The organism is uncultured Abiotrophia sp., assembly GCF_938010525.1.
In the GTDB taxonomy this organism is placed as follows: Bacteria; Bacillota; Bacilli; order Lactobacillales; family Aerococcaceae; genus Abiotrophia.
Map to the genome: position 1 here is coordinate 1 of NZ_CALLVK010000005.1, position 26,368 is coordinate 26,368.

At 52.0% G+C, this 26,368-nt stretch carries 25 protein-coding genes and 1 pseudogene; 3 read left to right on the plus strand and 23 right to left on the minus strand.

The genetic code is table 11. The features are described 5' to 3' along the window. Positions 1 to 121: 121 nt before the first annotated feature. Positions 122 to 320 (minus strand): annotated as a pseudogene (locus tag Q0339_RS00890) (IS3 family transposase); the annotation flags it as partial. Between the two features lies 1 nt (position 321). Between Q0339_RS00890 and Q0339_RS00895 the strand changes: the two are divergent. Next, on the plus strand, positions 322 to 483 hold the full coding sequence (locus Q0339_RS00895; protein WP_180363273.1) for a hypothetical protein: 162 nt from the start codon (positions 322 to 324) through the stop codon (positions 481 to 483). Between the two features lie 442 nt (positions 484 to 925). On the opposite strand, the gene Q0339_RS00900 is transcribed toward Q0339_RS00895, so the two are convergent. The 11 genes from Q0339_RS00900 to Q0339_RS00950 form a co-directional block, all read right to left on the minus strand. Further along, positions 926 to 1,807 (minus strand): hypothetical protein, encoded by an 882-nt coding sequence (locus Q0339_RS00900; RefSeq protein ID WP_298076886.1) that lies wholly within the window; start codon positions 1,805 to 1,807, stop codon positions 926 to 928. A 21-nt stretch (positions 1,808 to 1,828) separates the two neighbouring features. Continuing rightward, a complete protein-coding gene (locus Q0339_RS00905) occupies positions 1,829 to 2,683 on the minus strand; it encodes a hypothetical protein (protein ID WP_298076888.1) in 855 nt (284 codons plus the stop codon). Between the two features lie 16 nt (positions 2,684 to 2,699). Then, positions 2,700 to 3,080, minus strand: coding sequence for a TIGR02328 family protein (locus Q0339_RS00910; RefSeq protein WP_298076890.1), 381 nt, complete (start codon positions 3,078 to 3,080; stop codon positions 2,700 to 2,702). A gap of 135 nt (positions 3,081 to 3,215) precedes the next feature. Continuing rightward, positions 3,216 to 5,120, minus strand: a complete 1,905-nt coding sequence (locus Q0339_RS00915) for a heavy metal translocating P-type ATPase (protein WP_298076891.1) — start codon at positions 5,118 to 5,120, stop codon at positions 3,216 to 3,218. A gap of 166 nt (positions 5,121 to 5,286) precedes the next feature. Then, entirely contained in the window at positions 5,287 to 5,715 is a 429-nt protein-coding gene (locus Q0339_RS00920; RefSeq protein ID WP_298076892.1) for a GNAT family N-acetyltransferase, read from the minus strand. 14 nt (positions 5,716 to 5,729) lie between these two features. Then, entirely contained in the window at positions 5,730 to 6,557 is an 828-nt protein-coding gene (locus Q0339_RS00925) for an exodeoxyribonuclease III (RefSeq protein ID WP_298076893.1), read from the minus strand. Positions 6,558 to 6,628: 71 nt separating this feature from the next. Then, positions 6,629 to 7,801 (minus strand): nucleotide disphospho-sugar-binding domain-containing protein, encoded by a 1,173-nt coding sequence (locus Q0339_RS00930; RefSeq protein ID WP_298076894.1) that lies wholly within the window; start codon positions 7,799 to 7,801, stop codon positions 6,629 to 6,631. 17 nt (positions 7,802 to 7,818) lie between these two features. After that, positions 7,819 to 8,859: a crosslink repair DNA glycosylase YcaQ family protein gene (locus Q0339_RS00935; RefSeq protein ID WP_298076895.1), complete on the minus strand. Its 1,041-nt coding sequence runs from the start codon at positions 8,857 to 8,859 to the stop codon at positions 7,819 to 7,821. Between the two features lie 363 nt (positions 8,860 to 9,222). Beyond that, positions 9,223 to 10,962 carry an ABC transporter ATP-binding protein gene (locus Q0339_RS00940; protein WP_298076896.1) on the minus strand — a complete coding sequence of 580 codons (1,740 nt, stop codon included), beginning with the start codon at positions 10,960 to 10,962 and terminating at the stop codon, positions 9,223 to 9,225. Next, positions 10,955 to 12,706: an ABC transporter transmembrane domain-containing protein gene (locus tag Q0339_RS00945; RefSeq protein WP_298076897.1), complete on the minus strand. Its 1,752-nt coding sequence runs from the start codon at positions 12,704 to 12,706 to the stop codon at positions 10,955 to 10,957. Before Q0339_RS00945 ends, Q0339_RS00940 begins: the two co-directional genes overlap by 8 nt. Positions 12,707 to 12,816: 110 nt before the next feature. Further along, positions 12,817 to 13,308: an N-acetyltransferase gene (locus Q0339_RS00950; protein WP_298076899.1), complete on the minus strand. Its 492-nt coding sequence runs from the start codon at positions 13,306 to 13,308 to the stop codon at positions 12,817 to 12,819. A 140-nt stretch (positions 13,309 to 13,448) separates the two neighbouring features. Here Q0339_RS00950 and pepT point away from each other — a divergent pair, with 140 nt between their 5' ends. Next, positions 13,449 to 14,684, plus strand: a complete 1,236-nt coding sequence (gene pepT, locus Q0339_RS00955) for a peptidase T (RefSeq protein WP_298076900.1) — start codon at positions 13,449 to 13,451, stop codon at positions 14,682 to 14,684. Positions 14,685 to 14,735: 51 nt separating this feature from the next. Here the strand turns inward: pepT and Q0339_RS00960 are convergent, their stop codons facing one another. Genes Q0339_RS00960 through Q0339_RS01010 form a run of 11 tightly spaced genes read right to left on the minus strand, consistent with a single transcriptional unit; the run spans position 14,736 to position 25,231 of the window. Then, entirely contained in the window at positions 14,736 to 15,635 is a 900-nt protein-coding gene (locus Q0339_RS00960) for a haloacid dehalogenase-like hydrolase (RefSeq protein WP_298076901.1), read from the minus strand. A gap of 1 nt (position 15,636) precedes the next feature. Continuing rightward, a complete protein-coding gene (locus tag Q0339_RS00965) occupies positions 15,637 to 16,380 on the minus strand; it encodes a copper homeostasis protein CutC (protein WP_298076902.1) in 744 nt (247 codons plus the stop codon). Beyond that, entirely contained in the window at positions 16,377 to 17,606 is a 1,230-nt protein-coding gene (locus Q0339_RS00970; RefSeq protein ID WP_298076903.1) for a M20/M25/M40 family metallo-hydrolase, read from the minus strand. The genes Q0339_RS00965 and Q0339_RS00970 overlap by 4 nt, the downstream gene beginning before the upstream one ends. Further along, positions 17,555 to 18,517, minus strand: a complete 963-nt coding sequence (locus Q0339_RS00975; protein ID WP_298076904.1) for a N(4)-(beta-N-acetylglucosaminyl)-L-asparaginase — start codon at positions 18,515 to 18,517, stop codon at positions 17,555 to 17,557. Before Q0339_RS00975 ends, Q0339_RS00970 begins: the two co-directional genes overlap by 52 nt. 28 nt (positions 18,518 to 18,545) lie before the next feature. Next, entirely contained in the window at positions 18,546 to 19,649 is a 1,104-nt protein-coding gene (locus Q0339_RS00980) for a M42 family peptidase (protein ID WP_298076905.1), read from the minus strand. Then, complete coding sequence (locus Q0339_RS00985; protein WP_298076906.1) at positions 19,639 to 20,649, minus strand: hypothetical protein; 1,011 nt, start codon at positions 20,647 to 20,649, stop codon at positions 19,639 to 19,641. Before Q0339_RS00985 ends, Q0339_RS00980 begins: the two co-directional genes overlap by 11 nt. A gap of 10 nt (positions 20,650 to 20,659) precedes the next feature. Beyond that, positions 20,660 to 21,166, minus strand: coding sequence for a GrdB-related putative oxidoreductase (locus Q0339_RS00990; RefSeq protein ID WP_023391656.1), 507 nt, complete (start codon positions 21,164 to 21,166; stop codon positions 20,660 to 20,662). A gap of 58 nt (positions 21,167 to 21,224) precedes the next feature. Continuing rightward, on the minus strand, positions 21,225 to 22,577 hold the full coding sequence (locus Q0339_RS00995; protein ID WP_298076907.1) for a PTS transporter subunit EIIC: 1,353 nt from the start codon (positions 22,575 to 22,577) through the stop codon (positions 21,225 to 21,227). A 35-nt stretch (positions 22,578 to 22,612) separates the two neighbouring features. Then, positions 22,613 to 22,939, minus strand: a complete 327-nt coding sequence (locus tag Q0339_RS01000) for a PTS sugar transporter subunit IIB (protein WP_023391654.1) — start codon at positions 22,937 to 22,939, stop codon at positions 22,613 to 22,615. Between the two features lie 16 nt (positions 22,940 to 22,955). Further along, positions 22,956 to 23,276, minus strand: coding sequence for a PTS lactose/cellobiose transporter subunit IIA (locus tag Q0339_RS01005; protein WP_023391653.1), 321 nt, complete (start codon positions 23,274 to 23,276; stop codon positions 22,956 to 22,958). A 32-nt stretch (positions 23,277 to 23,308) separates the two neighbouring features. Beyond that, positions 23,309 to 25,231 carry a PTS sugar transporter subunit IIA gene (locus Q0339_RS01010; protein WP_298076908.1) on the minus strand — a complete coding sequence of 641 codons (1,923 nt, stop codon included), beginning with the start codon at positions 25,229 to 25,231 and terminating at the stop codon, positions 23,309 to 23,311. A gap of 208 nt (positions 25,232 to 25,439) precedes the next feature. Between Q0339_RS01010 and Q0339_RS01015 the strand changes: the two genes are divergently transcribed. Then, positions 25,440 to 26,345, plus strand: a complete 906-nt coding sequence (locus Q0339_RS01015; RefSeq protein WP_298076909.1) for a CPBP family intramembrane glutamic endopeptidase — start codon at positions 25,440 to 25,442, stop codon at positions 26,343 to 26,345. Positions 26,346 to 26,368 lie beyond the last annotated feature (23 nt).

Below are 26,368 nucleotides of genomic sequence, written 5' to 3' on the forward strand. Positions count from 1 at the left end.
CGACTCAATCATACCGAAAATAAAAGAGCGAATGTTATCTGCAAAAAGAAAGCTTGGATTTTTTGCGATTTCAACAAAAAAAGCACTGTTTGTACTGACCCCAAAAAGTTAGACAAATAATTTAAGTGAAGGATTTAGTTCTGTATTGCACAGGACTAAGCCCTTTTTAGTTTTACCTTAATTCGTTTGTTGTTGTAGTACTCATTGTAGTCAACAATAGCTTGTTCCAATTGGTTAAGTGATTTAAATGTTTTCTCATAACCATAAAACATCTCAGACTTAAGAATACCAAAGAAGGATTCCATCATACCGTTGTCTGGTATGATGATGAAAGAGTACGGAACAGCCGATAGTCCTCAAAAAATTGCTTTTATGAACATCACTTTGGGAAGTATCATTTTCGGCGTACTCGTCATTCTTGGCACCTATATGATTGCAAAAGAAAGAAAAGCAAAGCGAAATATAACGTGTGAAAAGGAGTGAAAACTCCTTTTCTTTTTGCGAACCAGACTGAAACTTCCAAATTGTCTATTTATTTTATTGACACTACGAGCAACAGCGTAATGCGTGACATGCTTCTTCTATATCAGAATTGGACTCTTTCAGGCTGCTGTTCTAGCAAATAATCCTCTTAGCCTTAATCATAGAAATTCATTTTTGTTCATTTTTACATGACCCAGACTAGAAAATATTCAACACCTGACTGGGATTTATTTTAATGGGTTTTAACCTTTCTTGGTTAGATAAAAAAGAAGAACCATACAGTATAGAATCTGTATGGTTCTTTGCCCTACTTTTGGCCCATTTTGAAATAATTATATTTAATAACGCTCCAAGCATCTTCTAGAAATCACTTATATTTCCACATTTTTGATTATTTTCAATATGAAAAATTCTTACAGATTCATGCAGGGGGCTAGATGGCTTAAGGTCTTGGACTTTGAACCGGTTCGTTGTATTGGTCAAAGGTGATTTTACCTTGAATACGGTAGGTGCCTGCTAAATAGTTCAAGTGACGTGTTTTGCCCTCTTCAACAGTAAAGACCATATCCACTTCAAGGCTCTGAAGTCGGAAGTCCTTATCTACTTGGTAATTAAACTTAGGCTTGCTGGCAAAGAAAGCCGCGAAAGCATCCTCGTTAAAGATGTAGCGGATCAGTTCCGTGCTAATCTCTTTAGCGTCGGTTGGGTGGTCCGATTGATAAGCCCCATAAACCGCAGCTGCACTTAATAGATTCCACACAGCTTCGTGGTCGCGGTAAACCTTCTTCCCGTCTACATCCTCTCTCAGACGCAACTCGTAGCCATTCTCTAGCTCCTTAATCTCGTAAATCTCTGAGTAAAAGGCGATTTCTTCAGGCGTATAGAATTGATCCAAGCTACGTAATTGCTTAAGTGAGTCTTGAAATTCCTGAACTTCAGTCTTGATATCTAGACTTCTGACCTCTTCTGCATGGTTCTCCTTGCCATGAAGCTGCCCGTCTTTGACAGAGGCAATTAAGTGGTAGCCGCCCAAGAAGCTACCAATATCAAAGGAGCCAAATCCGGACGCTTGGTCCAAATCTACATTTGCTTCAAAATGGCCTCCTATGAGGATATCTTCCTCCTGGCTTGGGAGCGTATTGCTTATCTTCCACTCACCCTTAGTATGTACCGTCTGGGTGTTGACCATCTTCTTGACCGTCTCATTCAGTAATTGGTCCACGGACGGAGCTTGCGCACTAACGCTTGCTGGCGCCACCCCACCAGCCCCAGCCAAAAGGCCGCCAGCCATGGCCAGAAGGCTTATTTTTTTAAACCATTTCATCCACTTTCCTCCTCAACTACCCTAAGGCTTTTCTACTGACACCGCTTGGTCATATTGATCCAAGTCCGCTTCCAACTTGACATGGAAGATTCCTGTTAAGCCAGAGAATAGTTCCATCCCCTGGTCAATACTAAACTGAAAATCAATCGTAACATGGGTTACACGGAAATCCTTGTCGGTCTGCACCAGAATCTTTGGCTTACGAGCCATGAAAGCACCAAAGGCCTCTTCATTTAAGACATAGTCAATAAAGCTCGCAAAATCGCCATAGATGGTAGGGTTACTAGTCTCCAGCAGCACTTGGTGCAAGGCCTCTTGCTTGACCTGGTCCCATAACTGCTGATAGTCACGATAGAGCTGCTTGCCATCAATAGCTTCTGATAATTGCAAGAGGTAACCCTGATCTTCTTGGACACTCTTGAAATACTTCGCTAGCTCCCCCTTGTATTGAGGACTATTCCAAGTCTCCACCTGACGCAAATTCTCCAAGTCTGACTTCCAACTTGGCACTTGAGACTGGAGGTCAATTGGATCCAAATCCTTACCGTCCGCCTTACCATACAAGTAGCCATCTACTAAGGCTAACTTGATTTTGTTTATCCCGGCAAACTGATCCACTTCAGCCTTGCCCGTCATTTTATCTAAGTCAAGGCTTGCATCTACCTCGCTTTTTAGCACGGTCTGTGTATGATTCTCTTCAAGATCACTGTGGGTCATGGAAACTTTGATCTTAGTGTGGACGCTTTTGCTTTGGAGGCTAGTCTTAATGACCCGGTTTATCAGCTCGTCTTGAGCCTGCACACCCGGCGCGCCAACCCCCAACAAAATAGTCGCAGTCAGGCTTAAGAGCCCTAGTTTCTTCCATCCTTTAATCATGATTTATATCTCCCTTCTAGTCTTTCGGTTCTAATTCAATGCCCTTGGCTCGCAAGTTAGCTAAGCACTCAGCCAGATAAGCCGCGTCATGCTCCGCATAAATAGGAGAGCCCAGTGGCTGAGATTGGATTTGGCTAGCTTGGTAAGCTGGCATAACTTTGCCACGATAGTTGGGCTCCCACCACTGGTCGTCCGGCCGATAGCCCCGGCGGACCATTTCCTCCATAATCAGGCGGTGGTAGGCGTAAAGCTTGTAGGGCGAATGTTCAAAGACATAGTTAACCACACTGTGGGGCTTGCCCCAACCCTTGCCCCGCAAGGCCGCACACTCCCGATGCTGTCCTAGCAGCTGTTGTCTTGGCAACTTGTCAATCAAGGCTTGATGCCATAATCTCATGTGACGCCCTCCTTCTTGCTTTCCCTTACTATAGCACATTCTGAGCCTAAGGAAAAGCTTACAAAAAAACGACTGCCCCACACGCAGCGTGAGCCAGTCATCTGAAAAGCACCTCCAAGTGGCGCAGCCTCTTACCTATTGGGCTACTTGTGCCGCTTGGACTGACTTAAGGTCTGATGGGTTATGCCGAAAACCTAAGAGACGTAAGCCGTTGAGAATAACTAAAATCGTAGAACCTTCGTGGCCCACCACACCCAGCGGTAGACTGACCACTTGGAAGACGTTGGCTGCAATCAGGCAGACTATCACGGCCAAGGCAAAGATAATATTTTGCATAATAATGGTCTTCATGCGACGAGAGAGGCGGATGGCCTGAGGCACCCGAGTCAAGTCATCCATAATGACGCAGTCCGCTGTTTCCATGGCAATGTCAGTCCCTGAACCAATGGCAAAGCTAACATCAGCCTGAGCCAAGGCAGGCGCATCATTGATGCCGTCCCCCACCATGGCCACACAATAGCCTTGGGCCTTGTAGTCGGCCACCAAACGGGCCTTGTCATCCGGCAGACAGTTAGCCTGCACTTGGTCAATGCCCAAGTCATTAGCAATGGTTTGGGCCGCTGCCTGGTGGTCCCCAGTCATCATGACCACTTGGACTCCTAATTGATGCAGTAACTCCACTGTGGCCTTACTCTCTGCCTTAACCCGGTCAAAGAGCGCATACCAAGCCACTAATTCTTGGTCACGAGACACCAAGACCAGGGTCTTGCCGGCTGCTTCTTGCTTGGCTAGGACTTGTTCTAAGTCAGCAGGTACTTGCCCCACTACTTCTAAGACGAAATCAGCCTTACCAATCCGCCAGTCATGCCCTTGATAGGCACAAGTAAAACCACGCCCGGTCACGTCCTCAAGCTGATCCAAATTCACCGCTTGATAGTCGCCCACATAGTTCAAGATGGCTTGCGCCACAGGATGGGTAGAGGTTGCTTCAGCCGTTGCCACCAAGGCATTCAAGTCAGTCGCCTCTTCTGCAAACCAGGCTTCTTCTACTTGGGGTTGACCTTGGGTCAAGGTCCCGGTCTTATCCATCACCACCAGGTTGACATCGCCAATCTGGTCCATAATTTGACCGCCTTTGACCATAACACCCATACGCGCAGCCCGACTAATGGCCGCTAGGACAGCCGGTGTGGAGCTAGCCACCAAGGCACAAGGAGAAGCCACGGTCAAGAGAATCATGCCACGGTAGAAGCTATCCAACCAGGACCAGCCCAGCAAGAAGTGGACCGCCACGATAAAGGTCGGAACCAGGAAGAGCACTGCCTTCACATAGCCATCTTCTAAGTTTTCAATCAGGCTAGACACCCGGCTCTTTTGGCCTTGGGCTTGTTTGACTAGGGCTACGATTTTAGCGAAGAGGGTATCCTCTTGGGCTACGGTGACTACCATGTCCAATTCCGCGCCCACATTGAGGGTCCCGCCTAATACTAGGTCGCCCGATGTCTTATCTGCTGGAATCGGCTCACCCGTCACCATGGCTTCATCTAAACTAGCCCAGTCGCTGATTAACTTGCCATCGATTGGCACTGCCTGGCCTTTTTTGACCCGCAGACGGTCGCCAATCATGAGCTCGCCGGTTTCTACTTCTTCCAACTGACCGTCGGATAGAATGCGCCAAGCCTTATCTGGCCGTAGGGCCATGAGGGCTGTAATGGCATCCTGGCTCTTCTTCATAGCTAATTCTTCCAAAGTCCCAGACAGGGCAAAGATGAAAATCAGCAAGGCCCCTTCTAACCAGTAACCAATAATGCCTGCACCCAAGGCAGCCAGGACCATGAGGACATCGACATTAAGGTGATGCTCCTCCACTAACTCCTTCCAACCTTCCAGGGCTGGCTCATAGCCTCCAATCAAGAAAGCCAGAATAAAACTTGCCTGTCCCCAGACAGGTTGACTTTCTAAAAAGACTAGTCCCAATAGGATAAAGCCTAGGCAGAGCACGGTCTCAATAATTCGTTTGTTGTATCTTAAACACTTCATGATCTCACCTCTTATTTATAATCAATTTACTTTACACTCTTATTATAGCTTCTCTAATTTAGAATGTCAATAATATTTATCGTCAAGATTGTATTATTTAATGATACTGATTATAGATAGTAGAGCTAGTAAAAAGGCCGGGAATCCCTTCCCGACCTTAGCTTGCTTATTTAAGTCGATAAATCATATAGTAGACCCCGACCCCTGGCATTGGGACATCTTCCAAGAAGCCATAGACCTCAAAGCCATGTTTGAGATAGAAGTCTTTGGCCTGATAGGTCCGCGTAGTTAGGAGGATGCTGGTCACCCCTATTTGACGGGCATAGCTCTTGGCATAGTCTATAAACTGGCTGCCCAGGCGCTGCCCTTGATAGTCCGGGTCGATAGCCAAGTTCTCGATTTTCATGGCCTGATAACGAATCTTGCCATTCATGGCAGCTACCAAGCGCTCCCCGTCTTTCATCTGCCAGATGAAGGACTGGTCCAAGCCCTCAGGCTTAGGCTGATTGAAGTGGGTCTCATAGCCGTGAGTGAAGACTCTCTCATAGAAATCTTCCGGCATGAGCTCTGTGATTTCCACAGGATAGTGTGTCATAGGTCTGCCTCCTCTTATAAGTTAATTTCTAACAAAATCGGTGTATGGTCTTGGCGCGCCCCTGAATCCAGCATCTCGGACTTGGTTACCTTATCTGCAATGCGATCAGATACCAACCAGTAGTCAATGCGCCAGCCTGTATTGTTAATCTTGCTGGTCCGGCTACGCTGCGCCCACCAGGTATATTGATGCGGCACGTCCCCATGTAGGTGGCGGAAGCTATCGGTAAAGCCCCGACTGAGCAAATGAGTAAAGCCCGCTCGTTCTTCATCAGTAAAGCCCGCAGATTGGCGGTTAGCTCCTGGGTTGGCCAGGTCGATTTCCTGGTGGGCAACGTTGAAGTCCCCGGTCGCCAAGACTGGCTTCTTAGCATCCAGGCTGACCAGGTAGTCGGCGTATTTAGCATCCCAGACCTGACGTTCAGCCAGACGTTTGAGGCCATCCCCCGCATTAGGCGTGTAAACCTGGGTCACATAGCAGTCGTCAAATTCTAGGGTAATAATCCGGCCTTCTAAGTCCATGGTCGACGGCGCCCCGATTTCAGGGAAGGTCACCTTAGGCTTCAAGCTATCCCGATAGAGGAAGAGAGTCCCAGCATATCCCTTGCGGGCTGGCTCCTGAGAGGACCGCCAAGTGTGGGCATAACCCGGGAAGTATTCTGCCAAGATTTCTTCATGCTTCTTGGTTGGACCTGTTGGCGATAATTTGGTTTCTTGAATGGCAATAATGTCTGCCCCTGCTTGTGCTAGCTGGTCTAGGACGGCCTTGGAGAGTTGGGCCCGAGCCGAGTCGCTAGTTAGGGCCGCATTGAGTGAATCGATGTTCCATGAGATCAGTTTCATTCTATCTTCCTTCGTTGTGTAAATTCTTTGTACTTCTATATTATAGCAGATTGACTGGCAGAAAACAGGGTCTAGGCTTGCCGCTCAGACATCAAAGCTTCAATTTTGGCAACAATGGCTTGGTTGCCACCCGCTTGGACTGATAAGTCAGCAAAGTATCTGGCTTGGTCAGCGTAGTGTGGATTGCTGAGCACTTCCTCCACCGCTTCTTGTAAATGAGACGAGTCAATAGATCGAATGGCGAGTTCCTGCCCTAGGCCACAAGCCTGCACCTGTTTGGCCACAGTAGGTTGGTCATTACCAATCGGCAGTACTATCATGGGAACTCCAAAATAAATGGCCTCATTAACGCTATTCATGCCGCCATGTGTAATGAATAAGTCAGCCTTCTGCAGGACTTCTAGTTGTGGAACTCGCTCATAGATATGAATATTATCAGGCAAGGAACCATATTGAGCGAGATTCTGCCCCTGACCAATCGATAGGATGAGGGTGACATTTTGATTGGCAAAGGTCTCGACGCAGAGTTTGAAGAAGCGTCTGCCCGCCCGGCTAGTGTTAAGCAAGGTCCCAAGTGACACATAAATTAGCTTGCCCTTAATATCAGGCAAGGTGAAATCATCCTGTTTGCTTGCTTGAGGAATCGACGCGCCAACAAAGTCAAACAGTTCCGGCGCGAATTGATCGGAATAGAGCTGAAATTCTCTTGGCGTATAAACGAAATTATACTTGGGCTGATTATGACAGAGCTCGGCTACAATATCCCCTCGGCTAATCATTTGCTTCTTCTGCAATCTACGACCGATAAAACGGCAAAGCCAAGGAAACTGGAAGGCTTTGGTCATGTACCAACCACCTGAATGAGCAAAATCACTGAGTACCGCTTCATTCAAAGCGAAGGTAGAAAAGAGACGGAAGGCAGGAATCCCTAGTTGGTCAGCAGCTTGCTTACCTTGCAGAAAAAGCATTTCATAAATCAACGCATCATAATCAACCCCCACTCTGATTAGAGTTTGATAGGCCTGATTCCAGGCTTGAACCTCAGAACCCAACCATTTTCCTTTTGTTGTCACCGGGTCATAGGGGATAAAATCTGCGCCTGTCGCTAGAATTTTATGGCGCCATTCTTCTGCATGTATATACCCAACCCTATGGCCAGCCTTGACCAATTGCCGAGCAAGCTCTAGCGTTGGATTAGTATGCCCCGAAAAAGGCAGATTAACCATTAAAAGTTTCATCATCATTCGCCTCTCAATCAGTATTAGGCTTGCACCACAAAGTCAATGGCCTTGACCTTCTTGCCCCACCAGCGGGCAAAGGCCTTGAAGCGAGCGCGAATAGTGGCCTGGTGAGCCTTTGCCAAAGGCTGGGGACTAGTTACTTGGAAGCTGACTTGGTCGCCTTGCTGACGTAGCTGCCACTCGCCCTTGACCTGGCCCCGAATCAGAATCAGGGCTGGAATTTGGCCTGCTTTCTGCCAAATAGTGTGGTGGCGGTCCTTTTCTACCAAGATGTCTTTGGACTTGTAGGAAACTAAGAGGGCATCGAATTTACCCAGGACCAAGACAGTCGGTAACTTGGCCGCATCCTGCCAGCTTTCATAGTAGAAGGTCTGCTTGCCATAGCGACAACTTGACCAGTCAGATAGGTCCACCTGATTGAAGAAGGCCTGGGGCACCCCGAAGAAGTGGGCTGCATCCGCCAGAGTCGCCGGACCATAGAAAGAGAAATAAGTCGCCAGCAGCTGATGCTTAAGGAGGTGCAAGTCCTGCCCTTCTGGCGCTGGCTGCCAATGAACTTGTCGGTCGCCCTGACTCAGGGTCTGATAGAGCTGGCCCTGACGCGAAGCCGCCAAGAAGAGCCCACCCCAACGGAAGAGTTGGCGCCACTCTTCCTGACCATAGCGATCCTTAAGGGCATCACGCGTCAGAGGACCGTCAGCCAGATAGCCGGCCAGGCGCTCTAATTGGGCCGCCACCTCTACCCCTTGCTCAGCCAAATGACTCCAGGGCCAGGAGACCGTCTCCGACAGAAGTAGTGACAAGGCCTCCCAAGTCGGACGATCATAGAAGTGGTAGGTCCCCCGCTGGCCCCAAGCCAAGATGCCTTGCTCTGTCAAGTCCACATAGCTATCCGCCTTAGGATCAGCCAGACGGTTGAAGTAATTATAGATGCCATGGGTCACATACTGAGACTGAATCCCCAGACTCTTGGCCAAGACCTCTGTCCCCGTCAACTTAGACTCAAGCAAGGCCTGATGATAGAGCCTTTGCGCCAAAATATCCTGTGCTGTAATGGTCATACGGTCGCCCCCTTTCGCTTACTTTCTCATTATAACAAAGCCTGTCTTGGACTTCAAAAAAGGCAGGCCCTATTCTTTACTTTTAATAGGTACTTGTTTAAGCTCTCAAGCCAGTGACTAAGACGCGACACGGTCAAAATCGGGTCCGTGTGGTGCCTCAGGATGCCGAGCGCATGATAAGCTCTGGGAGCGCCAGCGACCTAGAGCTTCCATAGCTAGGCAAGGCGGAAGACTCCCGCAGGGAGGCTGCAGCCGGTCCCACCTCACGGACCTGACTTTTGGCTAGAGTGTCGCGCCTTAGTCATGCTTTTACCACACAAAAATGAGGCTAGGACACCAGTCCCAGCCTCAAGCTCGTCTTATTTAGTTCATCATGCCCGCCTGGAGCTGATACATGCGGTAGTAGAGCCCACCTTGAGCTAGTAGCTCCTGGTGGTTGCCCGACTCGACAATCTGCCCTTGGTCCAGGACATAGATGCAGTCCGCATCCTGAATGGTCGACAGACGGTGGGCAATAGCCAAGGTTGTCCGTCCCTTTCGCATCTTGGCTAGCGAGGCTTGAATGACTTCCTCGGTCTCCGAGTCAATATTGGCCGTGGCCTCATCCAGAATCAAAATCTTAGGCTGGGTGGCCATGGTCCGGGCAAAGGCCAGCAACTGGCGCTGGCCACTCGACAAGGTCGCCCCCCGCTCCGTCACCGGACTGTCGTAGCCCGCTGGCAGACTCTCGATAAAGTCAGCCGCATCGACAAAGCGCGCCGCCTCTCGCATGGCTTCATCCGTCAAGTCCTCTTGATACATGCGGATATTGGAGGCAATGGTCCCATGGAAGAGGAAAGGATCCTGCAAGACCAAGCCCACAGCCGACCGCAAGGGCTCAGCCGAATAGGACTTAATATCCTGGCCATCAATCAGAATCTGGCCGCGATCAAATTCATAGAAGCGCAAGAAGAGATTCATAATCGAAGACTTACCAGATCCGGTCGCCCCCACAAAGGCCACCGTCTGGCCGGCTTCCACCTTGAAACTAATATGCTTGAGGACATCCCGCTTGCCATCATAGGAGAAGCTGACATCCTTGAATTCAATGCTGCCCGCCCCGATTTCCGTGACCTGACCGCTTTGGGCTGGTTCATAGTCCTCTTGGTCAATCAAGGCAAAGACCCGGTCGGCTGCAATCATGGAAGTCTGCAGAATGGAAAAGTTCTGGGTGACTTCAATCAGCGGGTTGAAGAGCTGGTTGGAGTATTGAATAAAGGCATACATAAGCCCTGCGGTCACACCGGCTACCTGCCAGGTGACCCCGAAATAGGCCAGGATAACGGCATAGGCCAAGAGCTTAAGCAAGGACATGGCCGGCCGCAGGAAGAGGCTGTTGACATTGAGGGATTTATTGGAATAGGCCACATGGTCTGCATTAATGGCTTCAAATTCCGCCAAGAGACGCCCTTCCTGGCCAAAGGCCTGGACAATTCGCATGCCCTCAATGCTTTCCGACAGCTTAACGTTCAGGTCGCTCAGCTTAGCCCGGGTCATGGCAATCAAATCGCGCGACTTACTGTTGTAGAGGGCAATCGATCCAAACATAATGGGAATAAAGACCAGCATAAGCAGGGTCAGGGGCACATTGAGACTAAGCATGGTCCCAATGGTGACGGCCACAATGACCAAGGAAGTGAGGAAGCTAGAGAAGATGGCGCTGAACATATCGGCCACTGCCTGAGTGTCATTGGTCAGGCGGGACACGATGGCCCCTGCTGGCGTCTGGTCGAAGTAAGACATGGACAGGCTTTGTAGCTTGTCGAAGGACTCTTGGCGCAAGTCGCGAACCACGCTTTGGGCTACGCGGGCGAAGGTGTAGTTACCTAAGAAGGTAAAGGCCACCCGCACCAGGAAGAGGCTATAGTAGGCCAGGAGGATTAAGCCTCCTTGGGCCACCAAGCCACCCCCAATAAAGTGGTCGATATAATACCGGGCCAGGAGTGGAATGGCAGTCGTCACGGCCGACGTTAGGAAGATGAAGACCAGAGCCATCAGGGCAGTCCCCTTGTAACGCCACATATAGGCCATGAGGCGTCTAAAAGTTTTAGCACGATTAGGCATCTAAGTCCCCTCCTTCCAAACTCTGAGCCAGTTGTTGACTACGGTAGGTGGTCGCATACCAGCCATTTTGCGCCAGCAATTCTTGGTGATTGCCCCGCTCCTTAATACGGCCCTCTTCCATAACTAGAATCAGGTCGGCATGGACGACGGCTGACAGACGGTGGGCCGTAATAATGGTGGTCTTGCCTTGACGTTCCGACTTAAGATTTTCTAAAATCAAATGCTCAGTCTTGGCATCCACGGCAGACAGCGAATCGTCCAGAATCAGAATGTCTGGATCCAAAATCAGGGCCCGGCTCATGGCCAGACGTTGCTTCTGACCACCGGACAGGGAGACCCCCCGCTCCCCTATCAGGGTATCTAGCCCTTCAGGCATGGCCTGGATATCCTGGTAGACACCACAGAGTTGCGTGGCTCTGACAATGGCCGCATCATCCAAGTCAGCCTGGCCGAAGCGGACATTATCCCGAATACTCATGGCGAAGAGCAGCTGGTCTTGAGGTACATAGCCCATCAAGCTCCGCAAGTCGCTGAGGCGGTAGTCGCGGATGTCATGGCCATCTAGTCGAATGCTACCCACATTGACATCCTGCTCCCGCAAGAGTAGGCGCAAGAGACTGGTCTTACCAGATCCGGTCACCCCGACAATGCCCAGGGTTTGACCGGCTTCCAAGCCAAAGTGGACATCCTCTAAGGTGGTCAAATCTTGATAGGCAAAGGACTCAATGTCATAGTCCAAGCGCCCATTTTGAATACTAGGCAGAGGATGCTCCGTCTCACGGACTGGGCTTTCCTCATGCAGCAATTTGTCAATCCGATCCAGGGAGACCGAGCCCCTTTGCATAATGTTGAAGAGCCAGCCGATGGCTTGCAGGGGCCAGACTAACATGTCCAGATAAGTCATGAAGGTAACCATTTCCCCGACGGTGAACTGGCCCTGACTAATCAGATAGCCCCCGTAGAGCAGGCTAATCAGATAGGAAGCCCCCACGAATATCAAGACCATGGGTTGGAAGAGCTCATTGTACTTGGCAGCTCGCAGGTTCTTAGCCCAGACCATCTGGTTAGTGGCCTGGAATTTAGCTGTCTCCTGGGCCCCATAGCCAAAGGACTTGGTCACCTTAATACCAGAGACTGATTCCTGAACCGAGTTGTTAAGCTCAGAGAAGGCCTCTTGGGCCTGCTTAAAACCTTCATGGTTGATGCGTCCCAGGCGACTAGTCCCCCAGGCCAGTACTGGCAGAGGCAAAATCGCCACTAGGGTCAGGCGCCAATCCAGAATCCAGAACATGGTAGCCAGAGTAACGAAGGCAGTAAACGTGGCATCCACGGCCATCATGACCCCACCCCCTGCCATCATGACCAGGGTTTGGACATCGTTGGTGGCATGGGCCATCAGGTCCCCGGTCCGATAGCGGGTATAGAAGGACGGCGCCATACGGGTAAAGTGTTCAAATAAACGAGTCCGCAGAATCCGGCCCAGGCTATTGGCTGTCCCTAAAATAAAGAGCCGCCAGACATAGCGGAGGGCATACATAATGAGGGCGGCCCCCACTAGCCAGGTCAGATTGATGGCCAGATCGCTAGGGGTCAGCTTGCCACCAACAATGGCATCAATAACCTGCCCAATAATACGAGGCGGAATCAGGTTGAAGACGTTGACCAAGGATAAGGCCAGAATCCCAATGATATAGCGGCGGGCTTCCAACTTGAAGAACCAGCCTAATTTGCGAATGAGTGACATGACACATTCTCCTTTCGTAACCTTGCTATTATACAACAAAAAAGAAGCCGGGACCAATGAACTGACCCGAGCAAAAAAGAGCCGGCACCCCAGTGCCAGCCCTCACACATTTATTCACTTAGATAGTCATAGGCCTGCCGGGGCGAGCCGTCTTGGAGATAGATAGTGCCTCGCTCCTGGAAGCCGTAGGCCAGGATGGCTTGCTGCATGGGAAGGTTTTGGGCGTGGGTGTCAATCCGGATGTGGGGGCAGACGGACTTAGCGAAGTCGAAAGCTGCCCGCGCCACGCCGCGGGCCTTGCCATTGGAAGCCAGGCGGTGAATGGTCACATAGGGACTTTGGCTGCGCCAGCCCAGACCATCAATCTGGCCATAGGTCGGATCTTGGCCACCAATCAGGGCGAAGGTCCCCACTAGCTGGCCAGTTTCGTCCTCTAGGACATAGGAATGGCCTTGAGCAATATCGGCTTCTAGGAGACTTAGAGGCGGATAGCCGTCTGGCCACTGATTGGGATTGCCCTTGGCCCGCATAAATGCCCGGGCTTGGGCGTATAAGACCATCAAAGCCGGCAAATCCCCATTCTTTGTCTGTCTAATCTGCATGCGACTTTCTCCTCTGCACCACGCCTTACTGCCCCCCAGTCTATCACAAATCCCCGTCCTTGCCAACAAGGTCTAACTTGGGTCTGGCCCGTCATAGTGCTATACTAGACTTAACTGATTAAGAGAAAGAAGGATCCGCTATGGAATCCATGCTCCAACGCTTTATCCGCTATGCTAAAATCAACACCCGATCCGACCTGCACTCCGATGCCGTGCCGACTACACCCGGTCAACTGGACTTCCTCCGCATGTTGGAGGCCGAACTCAGGGACCTGGGGCTCAGCCAAGTCCGCTTCAATCCAGTGGATGCCTTTGTCACCGCCCTCTTGCCAAGCAACCTGCCGGCCCATCAAAAAGCGCCAGCCATTGGCTTTATTGCCCATGTGGATACGGCTGACTTCAATGCTGACCATATCCAGCCCCAGGTTCATTCGGACTATGACGGTCAGGATATTGTCTTGAATCCTGACCTGGACATTGTCATGCGGGTGTCCGAATTTCCTAACTTGAAACACTATGTGGGACAGACCCTGATTACCACGGATGGTACCACCCTGCTGGGGGCCGACGACAAGGCGGGGCTGGTCAGCATTTTGGAAGCTGTCATCCATCTATTAGCCCATCCTGACCTGCCTCACGGCGATATTTGGCTGGCCTTCGGACCTGATGAAGAAATCGGCAAGGGCGCCCATCGCTTCCAAGCCCAAGACTTCCCGGCAGACTTTGCCTATACGCTGGATAGTGGCCAAGTGGGCAAGTTGGAATACGAGACCTTCAACGCCGCCCGGGTCATGCTGACCATCGACGGGACCAGCGTCCATCCCGGGACTGCCAAGGGCCTCATGGTCAATGCCCTGGCCGAGGCCGCCAAACTCTTCGCCCGCCTGCCCCAAGACCAGGTGCCAGAATTGACCGAGGGCCACGAGGGCTACTATATGCTGTCCAGCCAAAGTGGCGACATTGGCCAAGTTCAGGCCACCTACATTATTCGCGACCATGACAAGGAACACTTCCAAGCTCGCAAGGACTTCTTCCATCAGATTGTGGCCCAGCAGAATGCAGGCTACGACCGGCCCCGCATCCAATGCCAAATTTATGACGAGTACTACAATATGTACGATATCCTCAAGCAAGACATGACACCGGTTGAGGTGGCCATTGCCGCCTACAAGGCCTGTGGCATTGAGCCTATTATCAAGCCTTTCCGGGGCGGGACCGACGGCTGCATCATCACCTATAAGGGCATCCCGACGCCCAACCTCTTCACGGGTGCTGAAAACCTTCATGGCCAGTATGAATTTGTCAGCTTAGAAAGCATGGAAAAGGCCAGCCAAGTCGTCCTTACCATTATCCAATCAGTGGTCAACCCACACTAAAACAAGCCAGGTAGCTCAACTACCTGGCTTTCTTTGTCTAATTTTGCTTCATTAACGAATGGCGGAGCCGGCTACACGACTCACCGTATGCCGCATGCCCCTGATGGCTACTGATAAGGCGAAGATATTTTCCACATTGGCCAGGCCACCAAAGCCTGCGTCGCCAATATGCTGAATATCCACGCCAGCCACCTTATTGCGAATGGCAATGTCTTCCACCACCCGCGGGCTGCTAGATTCCTGGCTGGTCCCGATGGCGGATAGGACTAGGACATCGTGAGCGTGGGCGTATTTGACGATAGCCACCAGCTCATCATCGGTAAAGCCCGGCACCGTCCCTACCGCAGGCACTAGGAGAATATCCGTCCCGGCCTCGATGAAGTCCTTGGCAGTTTCAATGCTGGCCACTGGCTCCTTGGACCCTGCCCCATGCATCTTGCCGGCAATGACCAGACCAGAGAAATGTTGCTTGGCCACCTTGACATAGTGGGCAATCTCCTTATTAGTTACCCCTGTCCCAGGGTTACCTGTTAAGCAAATGAAGTCTAAGCCTAGGCGGTCGGCCGCTTCTAGGGTCTCAATCGAGCAGGTCCGGCCTTTAGGCAGAACATTTCGTGCCTCCACCATAATGGCGTCGGCATCGACTGGCTCTAGGTTGGCCCCAATAGGGCGCCCTGATAGGGCTTTGAGGCGGCGAATGGGATCTTCTGTCCCTTGATCCAAGCCACAAATGACCGGATTAAGGACATCTAGCCCATTTAAGAGCATGAGGTCTGCCCCGAAGGCCTTCGCGATTTCCGCATTGGTCAAGTTGCTGATATAGGCAGGCACAGGTGCCACCATTTCACAACAAACGGTCCGGCCTTCAGCTGCCCAGATGGCTTGCTTGAGTTCTTCTGCGCTGTAGCCAGCATAGTCACTGGGCAGGCATTCTAATACACGTCTTACCATATTACTCCTTCTTTCCTAGTGCTTGGCCTAGCGCGAGGGCTAGGTCCGGGTCGGCCCCTTCATAGTCTCCACGAGGATCGTAAGCAAATGAAACGGGGCCTTGCTGGGTCGTAGGGTCTTGGTACCAGGTCTTGAAGCTGCCGTGGACTTGTTGAATGCCCGTATAGGCCACCAAGTCCGCCGCATTAGCCAAATTCAGGCCGGCCCCCATGACAAATTCAATGTCAGCGCCATATTGGGCTTGATAATGAGCCAGTCGGTCTCGACCTTCCTCAATGCTCTTGGCTCCCCCACTGGTCAAAATCCGCTGGCAACCTAGCTTAATTAAGCCTTCAATGGCTTGGTCAGGCTGGGCCACCACATCAATGGCCCGGTGGAAGACCGACTGGGCGCCATAGGTCTGACAGAGCTCAATCAGGGCTTGGTTGGCATCCCAATTAAGCTGACCCGTCTCAGTTAGACAGCCAAAGGCCAGGCCACGGGCACCTGCTCTCAACAAGGCTTGGCCTTCTGCTAGCATTTGCCTGATTTCCAGCTTATCATAGGCGAAGCCACCGCCACGTGGGCGGACCATACAGATAATGGGCAGGGTCACGCCATTGGCCTTGGCTAATTCCAGACAGGACACCGTTGGCGTCAGCCCTCCCAGGGCCAGGGCGCTGTTGAGCTCAATCCGGTCCAGGCCAGCTTCTTGGGCAATCAGACAATCTCTAACACTGCCGGCACACAACTCGATGAGGGTCATGGACTTGCCTCCTCCACTTCTTGTTCTAGCTGCCATAAGGCCAATAAGGCCTGGCTATAAATTTTTAAATCAGTCTCTAAATCCTCAATGCCTAACCATTCATGAGGCAAATGGGCGATGTCCCGTTGGCCCGGGAAAGAAGGCCCATAGGCCACGATGTTAGGTACAAACTTGGCATAGGTGCCCCCTGTGGTTGTGACGGACTCAAGGGCTTGGCCGGTCACCTGATTGTAGACTTGCTGCAAAGCCTCAATATAAGGCGACTGCTTGTCCTTGAGGACAGGCGCCCAATGGCTGAGGACCTCTAGCTGGGCCCCCTCAGGTAGATGCGTCCTGATTTGGGCCAGAATGTCTTCCTGACTGCAGGCTCCCGGATAGGCCATGGACCAAGCCACCCAAGTCCGTCCCTGCGTCAAGCCTAGTTGGTAGCCTCTTAGCATCATGCGACCAAAGTCCTGGTCCTCATAGGCAATGCCCAATTCCCGACCATCCTTGGTGCCGGTCAGCAGATAGGCGTTGACAAAGTCAAAGAGGCTAGCCACTTGATTCGAATCCACGCTAAGAGCTACCCGCAAACGCCCTCGCTCGCCATAGACAACCGGCCATTTGCAATCGGGTGTCCAACCGAAGAGGGGCGCAGCTTCCTGAGCCAGATAATGCCGGATGCAGCCAAAGCCTGTCTCCTCATTGGTCCCAAAGACCACTCGAATGGGATGGCGGAAACGATAGCCCAGACATTTGAGGGTATAGACGGCATAGAGATTAGCCAGAATGGGCCCCTTATTATCTAGGACACCACGCCCCTCGTAGCGACCTTGTGCTTGATTCTTGGTTAGGGTCCAGGGATCCTGCCGCCAGCCTTGACCGGCCGGCACCACATCCACGTGCCCGAAAATCCCATAATAGCCAGCACCTGAGGTCGCCTGGTTAGGGTCAGGCGACCACTGGGCATAGCCAACCTTATGGTCTAAATTGACCGTCTCAAAGCCCATGGCTTTGGCCCGGTCTAGCACCCAGGCCAGGGCAGCCTTAGGTCCAGGACCATAGGGAGCGTCTGGCTCCGCCGGTCCCTGCACACTGGGAATGGCTACCAGTTGGGCTAGGTCCTGCCAGTATTGGGGCAGCAAGTCTTCCAGCAAGTCATATAGTGCTTGGATTTGCTTGAGGATCATGCCTACTTCACCTCCAGGGGCCGCATGCGTTGACGCACATAATCGTCCAGCCATTCCTGACTCGCCCGCTCCAACTCCATCTGGCCAGAAGCCAGCGGATGAAGTCGGTAGACGGTCAAAGGCGTGGTCTTGCTGGCCACCACGAAGGAGAAGTTATCAATATTAGTTGCGGCTCCCCACTGGCCCTTGGCGTTCATGGCCACTACCGACAAATCGCCAGCTTGGTCGCGCTGGGCTTTGAGACGTCTGTCTAAGTCATAAACGGCCTTTTCGCAGGCCTCTTGGGGATGGTAGCCCGCAGCCATCAGCTGAACGATGGCGTAAGACAGGACCCCTTTCATCAAATCTTCCCCTAGGCCAGTAGCGGTGGCACCTCCAATCTGGGAGTCTACATAGAGACCCGAGCCAATAATAGGCGAGTCTCCTACCCGGCCGGGATGCTTCATGAAGAGGCCACTAGTCGAAGTGCCTGCCACCATGTGATTATGGCCGTCCAGGGCCACCATGCCCACCGTGTCATGGCCGTCGTAGGCAGCTAGGCCTTGTTCTTGAGCTAGCTCCACCTGGCGATTGTGGTAGTGGATTTGAGCCCGGTCTGTCAGCATTCCTTTGGCTTCAAAGCCATGGTCTAGGGCATATTGGCGGGCACCTTGGGCGACCAAGACATTATTGACCGGCTCCTGGCTAAGGCGGCGCGCCACACCAATGGGATTAGCAATATCCTGAATCCCGCAAACGGCCCCAAAGTCCAGGCGACTGCCGTCCATATAGGCGGCATCTAATTCTACCTGGCCTTGGCGGTTAGGCAGACCGCCATAACCGACGGATTTATAATAAGGAAAGTCTTCGACGGCCTTGATGGCTTGCTCAATGGCGTCACCCGCAGAGCCACCGCCTGCCAAGCTAGGCAGGGTGGCCTGGACTCCTTCTAGGGCCATCCGCCAGGTCGCAATGATTCCCCACATGGCTGTCACCTTCTTTCTGTCATTGATTCTATACTTGATAATGATAATTTTGGTCCAGCAGCTGCTGGTAGATAGCCGGCGTCAAGTCCCGCGCCACGGCCACCATGAGGTGGTAGGCCGCTAGGACATCGGCCCGATGCAAGATACCCCGGTGGGTATGCATATAGCGCATGGGAATGGACAGGGTCGTCGCCAGAATCCCGGTCTGGGACTTATGGATATTACCCGCATCCGTCCCGCCGTCTAGGAAGCAGCCCAGTTGGTAAGGAATAGCCTCCCGCTGGCAGATGCCTTCCAAGTAACGCAAGAGGCCCCGGTGGGTTACGGTCATATTGTCGGCCACGGTTAGGGAGACCCCTTTGCCTAGCTTAATGGGATTGTGGTCAGCTGGCGTATCGCCTGCTAGGCAGGTATCCACTGCTAGGGCAATGTGCGGCTTGACGGCTTGGGCCACGGTCCGCGCCCCCCGCAAGCCCACTTCTTCTTGAACGGTCGCCCCCAGGGTCACCTTGTTAGGACAAGAACCCTGGGCCAGGGCCTGCATGGTCCAGACTCCCAAAGCCACACTGACCCGATTATCGAAGGCCTTGGCAGCCAGATAGTCAGGATTGGCTAGAGCCTGAAAAGTGGTCACCGGGCAAACCCAATCGCCCACCTCAATACCCAGAGCTTTAACCTGGTCGCGATTGTCCACCCCCAGATCCAGATAGACCCGGTCCATGGGCACCACTTGCTGGCGCTGCTCAGGGCTGAGACTATGAACCTGAGGCCCCGCCAGAATCCCCGTATAGACGCGACCGTCTTGGGTGAAGACTTGGGCCTCCTGTTGCAAGAGGGTATGGGACCAGGAGCGCCCCACTTCCTGAATGAAGACATAGCCGGCCTCATCAATGGCCCGCACCACCCAACCGATTTCATCCATGTGGGTGGAAAAGAGCAAGGACAGGGGCGACTGGGACTGACCTGCTAGGCCGTAGAGGCCAGACCCCAAGGGATCGGTACCTGGCTGGCACATGGTTAGCTGCCGATCCAAGTAGGACCGAATACCTGCCTCATGGCCCGACACCCCAGGTAAGCAACATAAATCTGACAGGACTTGCCAGTCTACCTTGCCTTGAGCCTCAGTGGTCATAAGGGCCACCTCCCCGACTGCCAAAGCCAAAGTCTCGGACTTGTTCTGGGGTCAGTTGGCTCAAGAAGGCCACCAGGGTGTCTCTCACGGGCTCGAAACTAGCTGGATCCAGACACTGGTAGAGGCCTGACGACTGGAGGAGCGGCAAGGCAATAACCAAGGTCGGTGCCCCTACGCCTGTCTTATGGATAAAGGCCCCATCGGTCCCGGCCTCTTGAACCTGGCCCTTGACTTGGTAACCCAGACCCTGGGCCACTTGGCGAATGGCTTCCAGCAAGGCCGTGTTAGGTAAGAGGGTCTTATCAAAATAACGCAAATAGAGACACTTAGGGTCATAGTCAGAATCAGGTACTGGGCTAGCATCTAGCACTAGGGCCAAGTCTGGTTGAATAAGATTGGTGGCGGTAATGGCCCCCCGAGTCCCCACTAGGGACTGGCTAATGCCACCCACAGCCAACTCATAGGTAATCTTATCTTGAAGTTGGCGACTCATATCCAGTATCAGCTCTAGGCTGGAGCGATTGGCCAAGTTACGGCCTAGCCAGGCGCCCCCACCTATTTGTCGGCGGGAAAAGTCTAAGACAAAGCTGTCCCCTACCTGGATGCCCAAGTCAGCCACTTGCTGGGCTGAGGCCGCACCTAGCGCTAAATAGGGCTGGCCCTCTACCAGGACCCCATAGCCCAGATGGGGCACATGGTCCCGGGTTAAGAGGCGGACCACTTGGTTGACATAGTCGGTCTTCTGATAGCGGCCTAGGGCCACGAAGTCCAAGAGGCCATCCGGACGAATGGCCTGAATCAGACCGCCATTTTCATCCAGGTTAGTGGTCAGCATGACCCGAAAGGGCGCCTGCTCCCGGGGCTTGAGGCCCAAGACGGAGCCCAGTTGATCCCGATAGAGACTGAGCCCTTGGTCGGTCAGGGTTTGTGACAGGGCTTGATGTAGATCGAATTCATCTCCCGACAAGGCGGGCAAATCATAGAAGGCGGTCCAATCCATAAGGCACCTCCTAGTGGAAGAAGTGAGGCCAATCGGCCTCTGCTGGGCCACTGAGAATTTCAGCAATATGGTGCAGGGCATCTGTCAGCCCTACCCCGCCCTTCTTAGGCATCTGGATTATTTTAACCTGGTCCTTGTAGCGGTCGACCACGGCCTCATTTTCGGCGGAGCAGGCCACATAGGTGCGGACCGGCGTCTGGTCTTGAATATAGGCCGCGACTTCAGCCGCCATTTGGGCGTAGGTGTCGTAGTTGAAGCAAGGGCCACACAAGAGGACATCAGGTTGCGCCTTCTTCATGAGATTGGCAATCTTGTGTAGGACTTCTTCCTTATTAGCCTGAAAATAATCAGGCCCGCAGTAGACGGTCGCCAGGACCTTGAGGTCGTGAGCCGCGAAGACGTCCTTAAACATGAGATAAGAGCCAATCCCGCCCTTTTCCAATCCCAGTGGCGTGTTGGGGCGTTCCTTGCCCCCATAACCGGCCTGAATTTGGTCGAATAATAGGATTACTTTCATCCTTATTCCCTCCTCAGCAAAAAGAGTTCAGCAGGATAGGGCTGAACTCTTCAGTTGTCTATAAATCATCAAAGGACAAGTCGTCCAAGGAAATATCATCTAAGTCATCTTTAAGGTCTTGAACTGGTTTCTCTTCTTCAGCCAAGAATTGACGGTCCATTACCTTGAAGAATGGATAGTAGATCAGGCAGTCGATGACAATTAAGATAATTTGCCAGAAGCCGGCAATCAAATGCCCCGTAGCCAACCAACCAGAGAAGAAGAACGGGGTTGTCCATGGGATGCTGACCCCGGTAGTTCGTGGCAGAATACCGATGACTGTTGCGATAATGGATAAAATGGTGTTAACCAGTGGTGTTGCAAGGAATGGCACCAACATAATTGGGTTGAGTACGACTGGCAGCCCGAAGATAATCATTTCGTTAATCCCGAAAATCCCAGGTACAATAGCCAAACGGCCCAAGGTCTTCATACGTTTGGACTTGGCAATCCCCACCATGAGGAAGACCAAAGCCAAGGTAGAACCCCCACCCCCGAAGTTGGTGAAGAAGTTACTGAAACCATTGGTGAAGATGTTAGGCAATGGCAAGCCATTCTTGAAGGCTTCCAAGTTTTCAGTGGTCAGAGCCAGACCAATTGGCCCGAAGACGGTATTGGTAACAGACGGCCCATTAATCCCGAAGAACCAGAAGAAGGTGGACAGGAACTGGGTCAGAGGTTCTAGGAAGACGCTGCGCCCAATCCCTAAGAGAGGTGCTTGCAGATTGGTATAGATAAAGGTATGCGCATAGTGATAATCGGTGAGTGAGAAGCCCAGGTAAACCAAGAAGAAGGTTAACATGGCAAAGAGCGAAGGAATCAAAGCTGCGAAGGATTGAGAAACTGCTGGTGGCACCCCGTCAGGCATCTTGATGACCCAACCCTTACGTTCAATGGCCACGAAGATGCGAACCGAGACAATGGCCGTAATCATGGCAACGAACATGCCGGCGGACCCCATATTAGCATTAGCCAAACCATTGAAGACCTTGCCGGCTTCGTTAGTGAAGGCAGGGTGAGATTTAGGTGTCAGAATCAAGAAGCAGACGACGGAAATGGCTGCCCCAGCAATAGGGTCTGATTCCAGTTGACGGGCATAGGCATAACCAATCCCGATAGCCCCTAAGAGGGCGATGACACTAAAGGTGGAATCAATCACAGCATCCATGTGGTTTTCCCAACCTTGGCCGAAGAATTGGGCCATAAAGTCGGTATAACCTTCAATTGGGAAGTTACCGGCCAAAATGAAGAAGGAAGCGACAATAATGAGTGGCGTGGTCACCAAGAAACCATCACGAATAGCAATTAACACCTTATTATTGCTGAGTTTCTCGGCTGTCCCGCCCATGACTTTTTCAAGATTTGCAAACATGTGACTTACCTCTTTTCTTATAATGAGATCTGTTCTTAGCCTTGCTTGTTTTGCTTGAGTAATTGAATGGCGCGCTTGAGAATGCGTTCGCCATTGACGTTACCATAATCGTCTAGGTTCATAACTTCAACGGGAATGCCTTGGGGCTCGTATTTGTCCCGGGTGGCATTGAATTTGTATTTGACTTGAGGCCCTAATAAGATAACATCGGGATGATACTGTTCCACAATGATATCTAGCTTAGAATCTGAGAAGGCCTTGACTTCAATGGGCAGGTTGTGGTCGTCCGCCACGGCCTGCATACGGCTGGCAACCAGGCTGGTCGACATGCCGGCACTACAGAATAAATAGACACGTTTCATGGTATTTCCTCCTAATCTAGGTGGTGAGCTGGTCCAAACGTTGATAGAGGGCCAGAACTTCTTCGGCTGTCACCTTGAGCAGTTCAGCACTCATGAGTTGATCCTCGGCATGAACTAACAAGAGCGAGAAAGGTGGATGGTCCCCTGCCGCATCCGCCTGCAAGAGGTCAAAATGCTGATCATGCCCGGCAATCCGTTGGCTCTCCCCTTGCTCAATGGCCGCCTGGGCTTGGGCGAAGTCGCCTGTCCGGGCTAGCGCCATGGCTTCCATGAAGGAAGATCGGGCGGATCCCAAGGAAGAAATCATCTTGAAGAATACCAACTCTAAGTCATCCATACCATTACCTCCTTTCCTATAAAATAAACTTGCTAACAAGATGGATGGGGAAATTCGCCCACAATAGCGGCCAAGAAGTCGTCGCGACTGCTAGCGGCTAAGAGGGACTTGAGCTGACGCGGATGGGCTAGGCACTGGCCAAGCCATTTGAAGAAAACTTGGGTGAAGGCCCAGTCACTGTCCTTAAGCGCCAAGAGAATGACGAGTTTAACCGGGTAGCGCCCCCACTCAATGGGACTGGCTAGATTAGCGATGGCCAGCACCGACTGGTGACTGTGGGCTCGCAAGGGATGGGGAATGGCCAAGGCATAGTCAAAGTCCGTCGACGATAGGGCTTCGCGCTCCAAGACCGAAGACAGAAAGTCCGGCGTTACATAACCGGCTTGGGCCAAATCCTGGGCCATGAGGGTCAGGACTTGCTCGGGACTATTGGCCTGCAAGTCTTGATAGAAGAAGCGTGACTCCAGAAAGTCCCCCAATTGTAGGGCCAGCTGGATGGCTGTCTGACGCTGTTCTACTTGGTTAAGCAGACTAACCAAGGCTAGCTCATCTTCCTCATTGAAGAAGGTAGAGACCTGTAGGGTCGGGAGGCCCAAACTCTGAGCCAGAGGCATAAAACTAATGACTAAGTCGACCGGTTGATGTAGGAGCTGGGCTTCACTGACATAATCATATTGGGCTAGGATTTCCAGCCGGTGGCCAAAGCTAGCCTTGAGCCGGTCGATTGAAGATTGCATAAGGGGATAGTGTTGGGGCGCCAACAAAATGGCTCGCGCCTTCCAAGGCCGCTCCAGGCGAGAATAGGAGCTGCCGATGTGGACGGCAATCAGCCCGATTTCGGCCTCGGATAAGACCACGCCTAGACGGGCACCCAACCAAGTGCTGACCGTTACCGCCAGGTCGAAGACCAGCGGATACTGGCGTTTCATATCTTGCAGGAAGAGATTGGGCAGCTCCACCTGATAATGGAGGCGCTCGATTAGTCCTTGAAGGTGGAGATGGAAGCGATCCTTAAAGTCGGCATCGCTGAGAAAATCCAAGCCCGCCAAGTCTTGTAGGTGCAGACCCAAGTCTTCAACCAAGCGGGTCAAATCCAGGGGGTGGCCATGATAGATGACTTGCGAGGCTAGCTCATGCATAGCCTGATAGGCTTCCAGCAGACGGCCAATACTATAGGCTTCAGAGGCTGGAATCCGACACTTATATTGCTTACCTACCCCCTGCAAGAACTTGCGAGCCAAGGCTTCTTCCTTAGGCACCAGAGGCGGTAGGTTCTGACGATGATAGAGAAATTGACCGGCCAGCATACGCTGAACCGCAATCCCGACGTGCAGGAGTAAGATTGGCAAACTGGCAGGTCGAAGCTGATAGTCTGCCTGTTGGAGCAGGCCTTGGAAATAGTGGGCCACCCAGGCCATATCGAATTCTTCATAGATAGCTAAGACCTTATCCAGATTCAAGAAATCGCCCTGAAGTTCTGAGGTCAGGAGCTCCCGATAGAGCCGGCGCTTCTGGAATTCAGGGCCCTTAAGCTGCCAGCCCTTGGCATCATGCTGCAGGTCTAAGTCCGGATAGGCGCCCACTAGCTGACCAACTTGATGCAAGTCCATGGTCAGGGTTTGGGGGCTGACATAGAGGTCCTGGCTCAGCTCCTTAAGGGTCTGAGGCTGACTGTCAGCCAATAGGAGTTTGAGTATATAATGTAGCCTTTCTTCCTGACTCTGTGGCAGGCCCAGAGGACTGGGCTGATTGGAGTCTTCCAGGGTATGAGCCACTAGCCGATAGCCCTTGTGGTGATGGGTCTGGATGGCTCCTGGATAGTCTTGCTTTAACTTGTTCATATCAGAGCGAATAGTCCGGTCGGAGACACCCAACAAAGCCGCTAGGTCCCGCCCCTTGAGCCAGCCTTGTGACTGGGCCAAAATGACCATGAGCTGTTCCTGTCGTGTCTGCATAAGCGCCCTCCTCCTAGGCTGTGACATCGCTTTCTTTCAATTCTATTATAACATTTTATGTGCCCTCTAATCGCTAAAGTTATTTCCTAAGCTTAGGAAATGGGCGAAAAATCAAGAAAAGTATGGAACTGATTCCGATATTGGCTGATTTTTTACATTTGCCTTGACCTGCCAAGAGCCTTATACTAGAAGAAAAGGAGGTGGCTTAATGCCATTTATCAAAGCTAAATCAAGCCAAGCATCCGGTTGGGGCTGGATGCTTTCCATGCTGGCCTTCCCCCTCTTGTTTCACTATCTTCAGGACTGGCAGACCAAGGCCACCCTATGGGTCATCACACACCCCCGCTTCCAAATCCTCAATTGGACCCACCCCGACTTTGTGGCCCCACTCCTAATCGGCTTAGCCCTCTTTTCGACCTTGATTCCCCTCTTGGGCTTCGCCCTCTACGGTTGGACCCTGGGCCGACGGTCCTGGCAATCCATGGGCTTCAAGCGCCCCTTGATTGGCCCCTATCTACTGGGCTTTATCCTGGGTGGGCTACAACTGCTGGCCTGCCTCATCATCCCCGCCTTGCTAGGCCACTTATCGCTAGAGCGCATTAGTCAGACGCCCGTCTTAGTGACCCTACTCTACCTAGCCGGCTTCCTGGTTCAGGGCCTGAGCGAAGAAGTCATCTGCCGGGGCTATCTCATGAATGGCCTGGCCCTACGCTTCCCAACCTGGCTAGCGGTTCTGGCCAACTCCCTGATTTTTGCCGCCATGCATTTGGGTAACCCCAATGTCTCATCCCTGGCCCTGGTCAACCTGACCCTGGCCGGCTTGACCTTCTCCCTCCTCTTCGCCTATACGGAAAATATCTGGTTTGTGGGGGCGGCCCATTCGGCTTGGAACTTCGTGCAAGGGCCTGTTCTGGGCATCCAAGTATCAGGCATGAGCCTGCCTTATCCTATCTGGCACACCCGCCTAGAAGGCCCTAAGCTCTGGACTGGTGGCGACTTCGGACTAGAAGGTGGTCTCTATTGCCTGATCATCGAAGTCCTTGCCATTCTGATTCTAGTCTATCTACTTAAGGCTAAAGCACAGAAAAAAGTTCAACTAGAAGCAAAAAGCTGAGACTAAGTCTCAGCTTCTTTTTC

Coding starts and splice junctions, on each gene's coding strand:
- Q0339_RS00895 (WP_180363273.1), top strand. CDS start 322: ATGATGATGAAAGAGTACGGAACAGCCGATAGTCCTCAAAAAATTGCT.
- Q0339_RS00900 (WP_298076886.1), bottom strand. CDS start 1,807: ATGAAATGGTTTAAAAAAATAAGCCTTCTGGCCATGGCTGGCGGCCTT.
- Q0339_RS00905 (WP_298076888.1), bottom strand. CDS start 2,683: ATGATTAAAGGATGGAAGAAACTAGGGCTCTTAAGCCTGACTGCGACT.
- Q0339_RS00910 (WP_298076890.1), bottom strand. CDS start 3,080: ATGAGATTATGGCATCAAGCCTTGATTGACAAGTTGCCAAGACAACAG.
- Q0339_RS00915 (WP_298076891.1), bottom strand. CDS start 5,120: ATGAAGTGTTTAAGATACAACAAACGAATTATTGAGACCGTGCTCTGC.
- Q0339_RS00920 (WP_298076892.1), bottom strand. CDS start 5,715: ATGACACACTATCCTGTGGAAATCACAGAGCTCATGCCGGAAGATTTC.
- Q0339_RS00925 (WP_298076893.1), bottom strand. CDS start 6,557: ATGAAACTGATCTCATGGAACATCGATTCACTCAATGCGGCCCTAACT.
- Q0339_RS00930 (WP_298076894.1), bottom strand. CDS start 7,801: ATGATGATGAAACTTTTAATGGTTAATCTGCCTTTTTCGGGGCATACT.
- Q0339_RS00935 (WP_298076895.1), bottom strand. CDS start 8,859: ATGACCATTACAGCACAGGATATTTTGGCGCAAAGGCTCTATCATCAG.
- Q0339_RS00940 (WP_298076896.1), bottom strand. CDS start 10,962: ATGCCTAATCGTGCTAAAACTTTTAGACGCCTCATGGCCTATATGTGG.
- Q0339_RS00945 (WP_298076897.1), bottom strand. CDS start 12,706: ATGTCACTCATTCGCAAATTAGGCTGGTTCTTCAAGTTGGAAGCCCGC.
- Q0339_RS00950 (WP_298076899.1), bottom strand. CDS start 13,308: ATGCAGATTAGACAGACAAAGAATGGGGATTTGCCGGCTTTGATGGTC.
- pepT (WP_298076900.1), top strand. CDS start 13,449: ATGGAATCCATGCTCCAACGCTTTATCCGCTATGCTAAAATCAACACC.
- Q0339_RS00960 (WP_298076901.1), bottom strand. CDS start 15,635: ATGGTAAGACGTGTATTAGAATGCCTGCCCAGTGACTATGCTGGCTAC.
- Q0339_RS00965 (WP_298076902.1), bottom strand. CDS start 16,380: ATGACCCTCATCGAGTTGTGTGCCGGCAGTGTTAGAGATTGTCTGATT.
- Q0339_RS00970 (WP_298076903.1), bottom strand. CDS start 17,606: ATGGCTGGACGATTATGTGCGTCAACGCATGCGGCCCCTGGAGGTGAA.
- Q0339_RS00975 (WP_298076904.1), bottom strand. CDS start 18,517: ATGTGGGGAATCATTGCGACCTGGCGGATGGCCCTAGAAGGAGTCCAG.
- Q0339_RS00980 (WP_298076905.1), bottom strand. CDS start 19,649: ATGACCACTGAGGCTCAAGGCAAGGTAGACTGGCAAGTCCTGTCAGAT.
- Q0339_RS00985 (WP_298076906.1), bottom strand. CDS start 20,649: ATGGATTGGACCGCCTTCTATGATTTGCCCGCCTTGTCGGGAGATGAA.
- Q0339_RS00990 (WP_023391656.1), bottom strand. CDS start 21,166: ATGAAAGTAATCCTATTATTCGACCAAATTCAGGCCGGTTATGGGGGC.
- Q0339_RS00995 (WP_298076907.1), bottom strand. CDS start 22,577: ATGTTTGCAAATCTTGAAAAAGTCATGGGCGGGACAGCCGAGAAACTC.
- Q0339_RS01000 (WP_023391654.1), bottom strand. CDS start 22,939: ATGAAACGTGTCTATTTATTCTGTAGTGCCGGCATGTCGACCAGCCTG.
- Q0339_RS01005 (WP_023391653.1), bottom strand. CDS start 23,276: ATGGATGACTTAGAGTTGGTATTCTTCAAGATGATTTCTTCCTTGGGA.
- Q0339_RS01010 (WP_298076908.1), bottom strand. CDS start 25,231: ATGCAGACACGACAGGAACAGCTCATGGTCATTTTGGCCCAGTCACAA.
- Q0339_RS01015 (WP_298076909.1), top strand. CDS start 25,440: ATGCCATTTATCAAAGCTAAATCAAGCCAAGCATCCGGTTGGGGCTGG.